Origin of the sequence: Streptomyces chlorus (assembly GCF_042655885.1) — a bacterium.
In the GTDB taxonomy this organism is placed as follows: Bacteria; Actinomycetota; Actinomycetes; order Streptomycetales; family Streptomycetaceae; genus Streptomyces; species Streptomyces chlorus.
In genome coordinates this window covers 14,537-26,757 of the sequence record NZ_JBHSOA010000005.1, presented here as the reverse complement: position 1 = coordinate 26,757, position 12,221 = coordinate 14,537, and the positions used below count along the sequence as shown (strand labels likewise).

Genomic DNA, 12,221 nt, shown 5'->3' with positions numbered 1-12,221 from the left:
CCAGGTTCCTTCCTGCCGGAGACACCGCCGTCGAAACCGCTGTGCGACGGTCTGCATACACTGGCCGGCCGAAAAACAGTTCGGCCGGTCCCGGCAGGAAGCGGAGACGACAGGTGACAGAAGCGATTCTCCTGGTCGGCGGCAAGGGCACACGGTTGCGCCCGCTCACGGTGCACACCCCGAAGCCCATGGTCCGGGCGGCCGGGGTGCCCTTCCTCACGCACCAGCTGGCGAGAGCGAGAGCGGCGGGCGTCGAGCACATCGTCCTGGCCACGTCCTATCTGGCCGAGGTCTTCGAACCGTACTTCGGCGACGGCTCGTCGCTGGGGCTGCACATCGAGTACGTGACGGAGGAGGAGCCGCTCGGCACGGGCGGCGCCATCCGCAACGTCGCCTCCCGGCTGCACTCCGGTCCGGACGAACCGGTGCTGATCTTCAACGGCGACATCCTCACGGGCCTGGACATCCGGGCGCTGGTGCGCACCCATCGAACGACGGGCGCAGACGTCTCGCTGCATCTGACGAAGGTGACGGACCCACGGGCGTACGGCCTGGTCCCCACCGATGACACGGGCCGCGTGCTGGCGTTCCTGGAGAAACCCCAGACACCCGAGGAGATCGTCACCGACCAGATCAACGCGGGGGCGTACGTCTTCCGCCGCTCCGTCATCGACACGATCCCGACGGGCCGGCCGGTGTCGGTGGAGCGGGAGACGTTCCCCGACCTGCTGGCGGCCGGAGCCCATCTCCAGGGTCTGGTCGACTCCACGTACTGGCTGGACCTCGGCACCCCGGCGGCCTTCGTGCGGGGCTCCGCGGACCTGGTGCTGGGCCGTGCCCCGTCCCCGGCGGTCCCGGGGCGCTGCGGCGACCGGCTGATCCTGCCGACGGCGAGGGTGGCACCGGACGCCAAGCTGGCGGGCGGGACCGTGGTGGGGGAGGGCGCGTTCGTGGCGGAGGGCGCGCGCGTCTTCGGCAGCACGATCCTGCCGGGCGCGGTCATCGAACCCGGCGCGGTCGTCACCGACTCGCTGATCGGCACGCGCGCGCGGGTGGGGGAGTGGTCGGTCCTCACCGGGGCGGTGATAGGCGACGGCGCGGTCGTCGGCGCCCGCAACGAACTCCGGGACGGGGTCAGGGTCTGGTGCGACGCGCGGATCCCGGCGGGGTCGGTGCGGTTCTCCTCGGACGAGTAGCCGAGGAGCCGAGGAGCCGAGGAGCCGAGGAGCCGAGGAGCCCGGTGGCCGAGGCGGCCGGGCGCGCGGTTTCGGTGCGGACGCACGTGCGGTTCGGTGGAGGGTTCGGACGGCTGGAGGCGCGGGCCTCACAGTCGTCCGATGTCCCCGTACGGCATCTTCGGCGCCCGCCGCGCCGGCGTTCTCCCGTTCAGCAGGATCAGCCGGGCCGCCCGGTGCCGCTGACCGGCATACGGCTCCAGCAGTTCCAGCATCGCCGCGTCGTCCGCGTACCGGTCCCCGGCCAGCGCCCACCCCACGATGCCCGGCAGGTGCAGGTCCCCCGTGGTCACCTCGTCCGGCGCGCCGTGACTGCGCTGCACCGTCTCCGCCGACGTCCACGGCCCGATGCCCGACACCAGCTCCAGCCGCGCCCGCGCCGCCGCCGGAGCCATCCCGGCCGCCTCCTCCAGCCGCGCCGCGACCCGCACCGCCCGCAGCACCGTGGACGCCCGCTTGTTGTCGACACCGGCCCGGTGCCACTCCCAGGAAGGGATCAGCGCCCAGGTCCGGGGCGACGGCATGACCGCCATCCGCTCGGGCGCCGGCCCCGGGGCCGGCGCCCCGTACTTCCGTACCAGCAGCCGCCACGCCCGGTACGCCTCACCGGTGGTGACCTTCTGCTCCAGGACCGACGGGATCAACGACTCCAGCACCAGCCCGGCCCGGGCCAGCCGCAGGCCCGGCCGTCGGTGCCGGGTGAGCGCCAGCAGCTTGTGCCGGGGGACGAACGCCGCCGGGTCGTCGGCGGCGCCGAGCAGGTCCGGCAGCCGGTCCAGGAACCACCCGGCCCCCGCTCCCCACGCCTCGCCCCGTACTTCGCCGGCGTGCCGCGTCACCCGCAGCGTTCCCGGTCCGGCGGGTGTCAGGCTCGTCCGCCACACGGAACCGTCCGGCAGCGCGCGGAACGTCGGGTCCCCGGACCCGCGCCGCAGCGGCCCGAGGACCAGCCCGAGGTCCAGCGGCCCGTCCGGCACCCACGTCCGGACCGACGACGGGGCGTCCGGGGCCGATACCTGCCGCGGCACCCCCGCCGGGTCGGCGGCCCGCCCGCCTCGCACGCTCGTACGAGCGGGGTGGGAAGCAGGTCGGGGGGTGGGTCGGGGAGCGAAACGTCCTGCCACGGAGGGGTCCCGGGGGGAGGGGGCGGAGGTGTGGTGGTGCGGAGGTAGGGGAAGGCGGGACTCCTACGAGGGTAGGCGCCCCGCGCGTCCCGTCCGGCTCATCGCACGGCGATGAACGCGGCCGCGTCCCGCTTTGGCCGCGGCCGCGGTTCCCCGGCGGGGTGGCCCACCGCCACCGCGCCCATCGGGTCCCAGCCCGTGGGCAGGTCCAGGACCTCGCGGACCACGTCCCGGCAGAACATCGTCGACGACACCCACGCCGAGCCCAGCCGTTCACCGGCCAGCGCGACCAGGAAGTTCTGCACGCCGGCACCCGTCGCGACCACGAACATCTCCCGCTCCGCACCGTCCCGCCGCGCGTCCCCGTAGGTGTGCGAGCCCTCCATGACCAGGCAGGGCACGACCAGGCAGGGCGCGTTGCGCAGGACGTCGCCGCGGCGGACCCGCTTGGCGACGGACTCCTCCGACTTGCCGTCACGGCGCAGGTCCGCGATCCAGGCGTCCCGCATCGCGTCGAGCAGCCGGGTCCGGGACTCCCGCGACTCCAGCAGGACGAAGCGCCACGGGGTGGTGTGGTGCGGCGCCGGAGCCGTCACGGCCGCGGCCACCGCGCGGCGCACCGCTCCCGGGTCGACCGGCTCGTCGGTGAAGGCCCGTACCGTGCGGCGCTGGGTCACCGCCTGCCGTACCGCCTCCGACGTGCCGAGGCGGAACATGTCGTCGCGGGAGTCGCGGACCATGGCCCGCGCACCCTCGCCGTGCTCGTCGTCGGCCGTCACCAGGGCGGACAGCCCGCGTACGACGGCCACCGGCAGGCCTGCGGCCTTGCCCTTGACCAGGTCGCCCGCCGCGGCGAGTTCGTCGGCGGTGGCGACCACGGTGGCGCTCAGCGGATTGCCGTACGCGTCCGTCCCGCCGCGCAGGTCGTCCAGGACGTGGACGCCCGCGGCGCCGATCGCGACGTCCGTCAGCCCCGTCCGCCAGGGGCGTCCGAAGGTGTCGGTGACGAGCACACCGACCGTGACCCCGAGGGCGTCCCGCAGGCCCTCGCGGATCGCCCGCGCGGACGCGTCCGGATCCTCGGGGAGCAACAGCACCGTGCCCGAGGGCGTGTTGGAGGCGTCGACCCCGGCCGCGGCCATGACGAGGCCCTGCCGGTTCTCGACGATGCGCAGGGGACCGCGCCGGGCCACCACCCGTACCGTCTCCGCGTCGATCGCGGCCTCCCGGTCGGAGGCATCCAGGATCCGGCCCTCCGCCTTGGAGACGATCTTGGAGGTGACGAGCAGCACGTCCCCGTCGGCCAGCCCCGGCTCCGCGACCGCGATCAGCTTCGCGAGGTCGTCCCCCTGCCGGACCTCGGGCAGTCCCGCGACGGCCCACACCCGGTATCCGTCGGACGCCGCGCCACCCGCGGGTACGCCGTCGTCGTGCACACGCTTGCCGTTCAAACCGCCCGCACCTCCTCCGCGAGTGCCAGCGCCTCCCGGGCCATCCGCGCGGTGGCGTCGGCGTCGGTCATCATCAGGGGCACGGCCCGGCAGCGGATCCCCGCCTCCTCGATGCGCTGCACACCGGCCGCGTCGACCGTGTCGACCAGCCAGCCGTCCAGCAGGCCCGAGCCGTAGTGCTCGGCCACCGCCCACGCCGTGGATTCGACGCCGACCGCCGCGAGCACCTTGTCGGCCATGCCGCGCACGGGCGCGTTGCCGACGATCGGCGACAGGCCGACCACCGGCACGCCCGCCTCGGCGATCGCCTCCCGGATGCCGGGGACGGCGAGGATCGTGCCGATGGAGACGACCGGGTTGGACGGCGGGAAGAGGATCACGTCGGCCGCGGCGATCGCCTCCAGCACACCCGGCGCCGGCTTCGCCTGCTCCGCGCCGACCGGCACCACCGCCTCGGCCGGGACCGACGCCCGCAGCCGCACCCAGTACTCCTGGAAGTGGATCACCTTGCGTGTACCGGAGCCCGCCGCGGAGCCCGGCGGGGTTTCCCCGGCCCCGGACCCCGCCGACGGCCCCGCCGCCGGGTCGCCCTCGGGCAGGGTGACGGCGACATGCGTCTCCACGCGGTCGTCGGTCATCGGGATCAGCCGGACGCCCGGCTGCCAGCGGTCGCAGAGGGCCTCCGTCACCGCGCTCAGCGGATAGCCGGCGGCGAGCATCTGCGTCCGCACGATGTGCGTGGCGAAGTCCCGGTCGCCGAGTCCGAACCATCCCGGGCCGACGCCGTACGCCGCGAGCTCCTCCTTGAGTCGGAAGCTCTCGTCGGTCCGCCCCCAGCCCCGCTCCTCGTCGATGCCGTCGCCGAGGGTGTACATCACCGTGTCGAGGTCCGGGCAGACCTTCAGCCCGAAGAGGTGGATGTCGTCCCCGGTGTTGCCGATGACCGTGATGTCCGCGTCCGGCACGGCCCGCTTCAGACCGCGAAGGAAACGGGCACCGCCGATGCCGCCTGCCAGAACCACAATGCGCATGGGAAACAGTCTGTCAGCCGCAGGGCGGGTCGCGGCACCGTGTCGGGCGGTCGGTCACGCACGAGGTCAGGCCCGCGGCCGGGCAGGGGTGCGTGCAGAGGGCGTGCGGGGGGTGGGTCAGGCGGTCAGCGTCCGGGGCTCCGTACGCGCCTCGCAGTGCGGGGCGGCCGGGTGCATCGGCATCTCGGTCAGGCCCGGGTAGTACACGTGCAGGCTGACCGCCGGCTCCAGCGCGTCATTGACGACCTCATGTGCGTAGCCCGGCGCGAACACCCTCTCCGTGCCCGTCGTCAGCGCGCGGGTGCCGCGTTCGGTGCGCTCGGTGAGGGTGCCGTCCAGGACGGTCAGGACACCGGAGGAGCGGCCGTGGTCGTGCAGTCCGCTGCCCTGGCCGGGCACCCAGGACAGCAGCCACACCTCGTAGCCGGGTGCCGCGAGGAGCCGGTGGTACCAGCGGCTGCTCGCGTCGTACCGCACCAGGTGCTCCCACTGGGACCGGTCGGCGGCGAGGGAACGGGCCAGGCCGACGAACTCGGCGACGGTGGCCGGGTGCTCGCGCGGGGTCTGCAGGAGGTGCGGTACTTCGAGGATGTCGCCGGCGATCTGGAGGTCACTGTCGCTGTTCATGGATGCGGTGGTTCCTCGGCGGAGAAGCGGTCGGGAAGTAGGGGGGAAGCAGTGGGGTGAGGCCGTCGGGCGAGGCCGCGCGGAGAGCCGGCCTGCCGGAGACGACGTGCCGCGTGTGTCCGGGTCACGGACGGCGGCGAGAAGTGCCCTGATGGGAGCGGAGGAAACAGCGGTCGAGTCGAGGGTGACTCGAAGGGCAGGAGCGCGTTGGGCTCAACAACCGGAACAGCGACAGCTACAGCGAGCGCGGGCAGCACCGAGGGACCCGGCGGAGCGGGTCGAGGTGAGTGCCAAGTTCGCGAGCATGCCCATAAGGACAGCGGCTCATGCCTTCAGTGTCAACTCGACCCACGGATCGTGGGCACGGTTCACCCCATCCGGTTCACTGCGAGACGAAAGGTTTGCTCACGTGATTCCGGGGACACAAGGCGCACATGGCCGGGCGCACAAGTGCCGTTGCGGTCCTGTGATCCGAATGTGATCCGGGTCGCTGTGGCGTTGGTGTGTCAACGGGATCGATCGACCGGGCGTCTCACTCCGTGAACGGTCCGCGCGGGGCGGGTCGCTCGTGCGGCCCGCCCATGCGTCAACGTTTATGGCGATTTGAACACTTTCGGCTTGGGCTTGGTTCCGCAGAGTGAATAAGGGGGCCAATAGCAGATCTCGGCTTGACTCGCCCGGATGAGCACACTTGTAATTTCACTCGTGTCGTTCGGCCGGAATCGGTAACGACAGCATCACGGGGACGCGAAAGACGGACGAGGGGCGCACATGACGGAGCTGGTGCAGCAACTGCTGGTCGACGACGCGGACGAGGAAATCGGCTGGCAGGAGCACGCGCTGTGCGCCCAGACCGACCCCGAGTCGTTCTTTCCCGAGAAGGGCGGTTCCACCCGGGAGGCCAAGAAGGTCTGCCTCGCTTGTGAGGTCCGCTCCGAGTGCCTCGAATACGCCCTTGCCAACGACGAACGCTTCGGCATCTGGGGCGGCCTGTCCGAGCGGGAGCGCCGCAGACTGAAGAAGGCCGCCGTCTGAGGGGCGGCACTTCGCACGCGTCCATCCGCGTGCGTGCCTCGGTCGTGACATCCGCGTGCGCGCCTTGTTCTTACATACGTCATACATGCCGGGTGTGCGCATACATCCGGCATGTATCGCTTACGGCCCGTCGCGTGTGGGTTGTCCACAGGCGGCGGGCCGCCTTGTTGTTCAGCCGATAGTGTGGTTGCTCGTCCGAGACGCCACGCCGCCCCCACCGGGCACGGGCGTCCCCCACAGTCCACTGAACCGGGGCCCGTACCTCGATGTCCGTGCACAGTCACCCGGCAGCCCGTCAAGACGCCGCTGCCGCACCAGAGTTCCCGCGTCATGTGGTGACCGCGGTCCTCGTCTCCCATGACGGAGCCCGCTGGCTGCCCGACGCGCTCGCCGGGCTACTCGGCCAGGAGCGCACCGTCCAGTTCGCCATGGGAGCCGACACAGGCAGCGCGGACGACTCCGCCCGGCTGGTCACCGAAGCCCTCGGCGACGACCACGTCCTGCACCTCGCCCGGCGCACCGGCTTCGGCCAGGCCGTCGAGGAGTGCCACCGTGCCGCGCCGCACCTCACCCCGGACGACCTGCCCTACCTGAAGCGGCCCAGCGGCTGGGACCCGGTCACGCGCAGCTGGCACGACGACGCGTACGACCTGCCCGACCTCCCGCACGGGGAGCCGGTGCAGTGGCTGTGGCTGCTGCACGACGACTGCGCCCCCGAACCCGACGCGCTGGCCCGCCTGCTGGGCGTCGTGGAGAACGAGTACGAAGCCGGCCGTGACGACGTAGCCGTCGTCGGCCCCAAGCTCCGCGGCTGGTACGACCGCCGGCAGCTGCTGGAGGTCGGTGTCTCCATCGCCAACTCCGGCCGCCGCTGGACCGGCCTGGACCGCCGCGAACAGGACCAGGGCCAGCACGACCAGGTCCGGTCCGTCCTGTCGGTGTCCACCGCCGGCATGCTGATCCGCCGCGATGTCTTCGACGAACTCGGCGGATTCGACCGGCATCTGCCCCTGATGCGGGACGACGTCGACCTGTGCTGGCGCGCGCACGCGGCCGGACACCGGGTCCTGGTCGCCCCCGACGCGGTCGTACGGCATGCCGAGGCCGCCTCCCGTGAGCGCCGCGCCGTCGACTGCGTGGGCCGCACCGCCGCCTCCCCGCACAAGGTGGACAAGGCGGGCGCCGTCCACACCCTGCTCGTCAACACCCGTACCGCGACACTGCCCTGGGTGCTGCTGCGGCTCGTCCTCGGCACCGTGCTGCGGACCTTCGCCTATCTCGTCGGCAAGGTCCCGGGGCAGGCCGTCGACGAGATACGCGGCCTCGTGGGTACCCTGCTGCGGCCCGAACGCATCCTCGCCGGACGGCGCCGCCGGGGCAGCCCGCAGATCGACAAGGGCGAACTGCGGGCGCTGTTCCCGCCGCCCGGCGCGACCGTCCGCGTCACCGTCGAACAGGCCGCGGGCGACCTCGTCGGCCGCTCCGACCCCGAGGCCACCACCGGCGCCGGACGGCACGGCGGCGCCGTCGAGTCCGGACCCGGCGGGGACGACGCCGACTTCATCGAGGTCGAGCAGTTCGCCCGGCTCAAGCGGATCGCCCGCAAACCCGGCCCGGTGCTCTTCCTGCTCCTGCTGCTCGTCTCCCTCGCGGCCTGCCGCGCCCTCCTCGGCAGCGGCGCGCTCGCGGGCGGCGCCCTGCTGCCCGCCCCCGCCGGCTCCGGCGAACTGTGGGCGCGGTACACGGACACCTGGCACGCGGTGGGCGCCGGCGGCACCGGTTCCGCACCGCCCTACCTCGCCCTCGTGGCGTCCCTGGCCACCCTGATGCTCGGCTCGACCGGGCTCGTCGTGACGGTCCTGCTCATCGGCTCGGTGCCGCTGGCCGGCCTCAGCGCGTACTTCGCCTCCCGCCCGCTCGTCGAGTCCCGGCTGCTGCGCGCCTGGGCCGCCATCGCCTACGCCTTCCTGCCCGCCGTCGCGGGCGCCCTCGCCGGCGGCCGGATCGGCACCGCCGTGCTCGCCGTCCTGCTGCCGCTGATCGCCCGCGCGGGCATCGCTGCCGGCGGGCTCACCCACGCCCCCGGCGTCCGCGGCAGTTGGCGCGCGACCTGGGCGTACGCGCTGCTGCTGACCCTCACCACCGCGTTCACCCCGATCGTCTGGCCCATCGCCCTGGTCCTCGGCCTCGGCGTCCTCGCCCTGCGCAGGTCCGACCTCCCGGCGTACGGGCTCCGTTTCCTGGCCCAGCTCGGCACCCCGCTGCTGGTCCTCGCCCCCTGGTCGCTGTCGCTGCTCCCGTTCGGCTTCTTCCAGGAGGCGGGCCTGGAGTACGGCGCCTCCGCCGCCTCCGCCCTCGACCTGCTCGGCGCGAGCCCCGGCGGCCCCGGGGCGGCCGGCGGGCTGGTACTCATCGGCCTCGTGCTCGCCGCCCTCGCGGCCCTGCTCCGCTCCGAGCGCCTGCTCGCCATCCGCGCCGCCTGGGCGGTCGCCCTGGTCGGACTCGTCTTCGCGGTCCTGTCCAACGGCTCCACCTGGGCCGGGCCCGCGACGCTCGTCCACGGCATCGCCCTGCTGGCCGCGGCCACGCTCGGCGCCGACGGGGCGCGCTCGCGGGTCGCCGAGCAGAGCTTCGGCTGGCGCCAGCCGGTCGCCGTGCTGATCGCCCTCGCCTGCGCGGCCGGCCCGCTGCTGGTCGCCGCCGGCTGGGTGCTCCGCGGCGCCGACGGACCGCTCGCGCGGCGCGATCCCGTGCAGGTGCCCGCGTTCGTCGCCGAGGAGAGCGGCACCCGCGACCAGGCCCGCACCCTCGTCCTCGACAGCGACTCCGCCGCCCGCGTCGACTACGTGCTGGTCCGCGGCTCCGGTGCCCGCATGGGCGATGCAGAGATCGCCGCCTCGGCCGGTGTGAACACCGGGCTCGACAAGGTCGTCGCCAACCTCGTCGCCGGCTCCGGCGCCGACCAGGCCGACCAGCTCGGCGGATTCGCGGTGCGCTACGTCCTCGTCCACCCGGGCGCGCCCCGCGACGTCACCCGTGTCCTGGACGCCACGCCCGGTCTGACCCGGCTCAGCCAGCAGGCGGGCGGCGCGCTGTGGCGCGTCGACCAGAACGTGGCCCGCGCGACCATCGTCCCCGCCAAGGGCGGCGAGGGCGGCGAGCCGCAGGCCGTGGCCGCCGGACCCGTCGAGATCAGCACCGAGATCCCCGACGGCGCCGGGGGACGCGTCCTGCGCCTGGCCGACGCCGCGGCCGACGGCTGGACCGCCACCCTCGACGGCAAGCCGCTGACCCGCACCACGGTCGACGGCTGGGCCCAGGGCTTCCAGCTCCCCGCCACCGGCGGACAGCTGGTCGTCACCTACGAGGAGTCGTTCACCCACACCGCCTGGCTGTGGGCGCAGGGTCTGCTCGCCGTCGTCCTCGTCGTGCTCGCCCTGCCCGGCCGCCGCCGCGACGTCGACGACGACCTGCCCGAGGAACCGGACGTCCCCGCCGAGGCACTCGCCGGCGACGGCCGCCGCGCCCGCCGCCTGCGCGCCCAGGCCGAGGCGGAAGCCGCGGCCGCCGAGGAGGCGGGCACGGACCGGGATGCGGACGACGGCGGGGCCGAGGGCGCGGACGACGAGTTCGACGCCCCGCCCCAGCCCGTGGCCCTTCCGCAGCAGCGGCCCTACGACGAATGGGACGCGTCGAGCTACCCGAATCCGAACCCCGAGTACGACGACGCCTACACCGCCGCCTCGTACCCGCAGGAACAGCAGCAGCCGCCATCGCAACAGGAGCAGCAACAGGATCAGCAGCAACAGCAACAGCAACAGCAACAGCAGTACGCGACGGACGGTTACGGACAGCCGTACCAGGAGGACCCGTACCAGGGCGGCCAGGGCGGCCAGGGCGGCCAGGGCGGTCAGGGTGGCCAGTACGACCCGTACGCCTACGACGGCACGCCCCAGCAGCCGCAGTACGACCCGGCGACGTACGACCCGTCGGCGTACGGACAGGGCTACGAGGGTTACGACGGCTACGACCAGACCTACGCGCAGGGCTACGAGGCGTCGTACGACCCCGAGCAGCCGCACCGCCCCCACCCGGGCAGTGAGCGTCCCGACGGGAGCCAGCAGTGAACCGCACCACCCTGTCCCTGATCGCGGGAGCCACCGCGCTCGCCGCCGTCACCGGCTTCGCCGTCCTGACCGCGCCGGATCCCACGGCCGCGGACGACGGCGTCGCGACGGCGGTCCGCCTGCCCGTGGAACGCTCGAGCCTGCTGTGCCCGACGCCCAGCAGCTCCGACCTCGCCGAGACGACGTACACGTCCTTCACGCCCGTCACGAAGGGCACGGAGAGCGAGGGCAGCGCCGCACTCCGGCCGGCCATCGCGGGACAGCCCGCGGAGGAGGGCACGGAGGACGGCGAGAAGGGCGGCGACGGGGAGAAGTCCGCCGAGTCCGCGAAGCCTGAGAAGCCCGAGAAGCCGGTGCTGGAGCACAAGAAGGAGCCCGGCGAGCCGGTCACCGCGGACGTCTCCGGAGGCGAGGAACCCGCGCTCCTCGGCACCGCCGAGGGCCGCTTCGCTCCCGGCTGGACCGTGCAGCAGACCACCGAGGTCGCCGCGGGCACCGGCCGGGGCCTCCAGGGCGTCACCTGCACCGCCCCGGACACGGAATTCTGGTTCCCCGGTGCGAGCACCGCGACCGAGCGCACCGACTACGTCCACCTGACCAACCCCGACGACTCCGCCGCCGTCGTGGACATCGAGGTCTACGGCAAGGACGGCGCTCTCGAGACCGAGACGGGGGAGGGCATCACGGTCAAGCCGCACTCCTCCGAACCGGTGCTGCTGTCCACGCTCACCGACGAGGAGCAGACCGATGTGACGGTCCACGTCGTCGTCCGCAGCGGGCGGGTCGGCGCGGCCGTGCAGGCCCTGGACAACTCGCTCGGCGGGGACTGGCTGGCCGCGTCGGCCGATCCGGCGGGCAGCCTGGTCCTGCCCGGCATCCCCAAGGACGCCACCGCCGTACGCCTGGTCGTCTTCACCCCCGGCAATGTCGACGCCGACCTGAAGGTGCAGCTCGCGTCGCCCTCCGGGCTGATCACACCGGCCGGCAACGAGACGGTGCATGTGAAGGGCGGGATGACGACCGCCGTCGACCTCGGCGACGTCACGCGTGGCGAGGCGGGCTCCCTGGTCCTCACGCCGACGGACCGCTCGGTGCCCGTCGTGGCGGCCGTCCGGGTGCTGCGTGGCAAGGGCGACAACCAGGAGTCGGCCTTCGTCCCGGCGGCCCGCGAGGTCGGCCTGCGGGCGACGTCCGTCGACAACACGGCCAAGGGCAGCACCCTCGCCGTGACCGCACCCGAGGGTGCCGCCAAGGTCAAGGTCACCGTGTCCGCGGGCACCGAGGGCGGTACGTCGGCGACCGAGACGTACACGATCAAGGCCGGTACCACCCAGAACATCGAGGTCCCGGTCCCGGACGACGTCAAGGGCACGTACGCGCTGACGGTCGAGCCCGAGTCGGACGACGCCCCCGTCTACGCCTCCCGGACCCTCACCGCCCCGGACGACGGCGTCCCCGCCTTCACCGTCCAGACCCTCCCCGACGACCGGGGCATGGTGGCGGTACCGCAGGCGGAGGAGGACCTGTCGGTCCTGCAGAAGTAGGAACTGTCAGAAGCAGGAGCCGCCGGCGCCCGTAGGGCGGGACGTAC

At 73.4% G+C, this 12,221-nt stretch carries 8 protein-coding genes; 4 read left to right on the top strand and 4 right to left on the bottom strand.

Translation table 11 applies throughout. The features are described from left to right. Positions 1–113 precede the first annotated feature (113 nt). Positions 114–1,196 (top strand): mannose-1-phosphate guanylyltransferase, encoded by a 1,083-nt coding sequence (manB, locus tag ACFPZI_RS02715; RefSeq protein ID WP_381357660.1) that lies wholly within the window; start codon positions 114–116, stop codon positions 1,194–1,196. A 128-nt stretch (positions 1,197–1,324) separates the two neighbouring features. Here the strand turns inward: manB and ACFPZI_RS02710 are convergent, their stop codons facing one another. The 4 genes from ACFPZI_RS02710 to ACFPZI_RS02695 all read right to left on the bottom strand — a co-directional run bounded on the left by ACFPZI_RS02710 (position 1,325) and on the right by ACFPZI_RS02695 (position 5,468). Further along, positions 1,325–2,359, bottom strand: a complete 1,035-nt coding sequence (locus ACFPZI_RS02710; protein ID WP_381357659.1) for a DNA-3-methyladenine glycosylase family protein — start codon at positions 2,357–2,359, stop codon at positions 1,325–1,327. A gap of 98 nt (positions 2,360–2,457) precedes the next feature. Then, on the bottom strand, positions 2,458–3,810 hold the full coding sequence (locus ACFPZI_RS02705; protein WP_381357657.1) for a coenzyme F420-0:L-glutamate ligase: 1,353 nt from the start codon (positions 3,808–3,810) through the stop codon (positions 2,458–2,460). Further along, positions 3,807–4,841: a 2-phospho-L-lactate transferase gene (locus tag ACFPZI_RS02700; RefSeq protein ID WP_381357654.1), complete on the bottom strand. Its 1,035-nt coding sequence runs from the start codon at positions 4,839–4,841 to the stop codon at positions 3,807–3,809. Before ACFPZI_RS02700 ends, ACFPZI_RS02705 begins: the two co-directional genes overlap by 4 nt. Before the next feature lie 117 nt (positions 4,842–4,958). Beyond that, positions 4,959–5,468, bottom strand: coding sequence for a cysteine dioxygenase (locus tag ACFPZI_RS02695; RefSeq protein WP_381357651.1), 510 nt, complete (start codon positions 5,466–5,468; stop codon positions 4,959–4,961). A gap of 771 nt (positions 5,469–6,239) precedes the next feature. On the opposite strand from ACFPZI_RS02695, the gene ACFPZI_RS02690 reads away from it, so the two are divergent. The 3 genes from ACFPZI_RS02690 to ACFPZI_RS02680 all read left to right on the top strand — a co-directional run bounded on the left by ACFPZI_RS02690 (position 6,240) and on the right by ACFPZI_RS02680 (position 12,174). Further along, positions 6,240–6,503: a WhiB family transcriptional regulator gene (locus tag ACFPZI_RS02690; RefSeq protein ID WP_381357648.1), complete on the top strand. Its 264-nt coding sequence runs from the start codon at positions 6,240–6,242 to the stop codon at positions 6,501–6,503. 266 nt (positions 6,504–6,769) lie between these two features. After that, entirely contained in the window at positions 6,770–10,630 is a 3,861-nt protein-coding gene (locus tag ACFPZI_RS02685) for a glycosyltransferase (RefSeq protein ID WP_381357645.1), read from the top strand. After that, positions 10,627–12,174 carry a DUF5719 family protein gene (locus ACFPZI_RS02680; RefSeq protein WP_381357642.1) on the top strand — a complete coding sequence of 516 codons (1,548 nt, stop codon included), beginning with the start codon at positions 10,627–10,629 and terminating at the stop codon, positions 12,172–12,174. The genes ACFPZI_RS02685 and ACFPZI_RS02680 overlap by 4 nt, the downstream gene beginning before the upstream one ends. Positions 12,175–12,221 lie beyond the last annotated feature (47 nt).

Bases quoted from the DNA above. Each gene is read 5' to 3' on its own strand.
- ACFPZI_RS02695 (WP_381357651.1), bottom strand. From the start codon at position 5,468: ATGAACAGCGACAGTGACCTCCAGATCGCCGGCGACATCCTCGAAGTA.
- ACFPZI_RS02690 (WP_381357648.1), top strand. From the start codon at position 6,240: ATGACGGAGCTGGTGCAGCAACTGCTGGTCGACGACGCGGACGAGGAA.
- ACFPZI_RS02685 (WP_381357645.1), top strand. From the start codon at position 6,770: ATGTCCGTGCACAGTCACCCGGCAGCCCGTCAAGACGCCGCTGCCGCA.
- ACFPZI_RS02700 (WP_381357654.1), bottom strand. From the start codon at position 4,841: ATGCGCATTGTGGTTCTGGCAGGCGGCATCGGCGGTGCCCGTTTCCTT.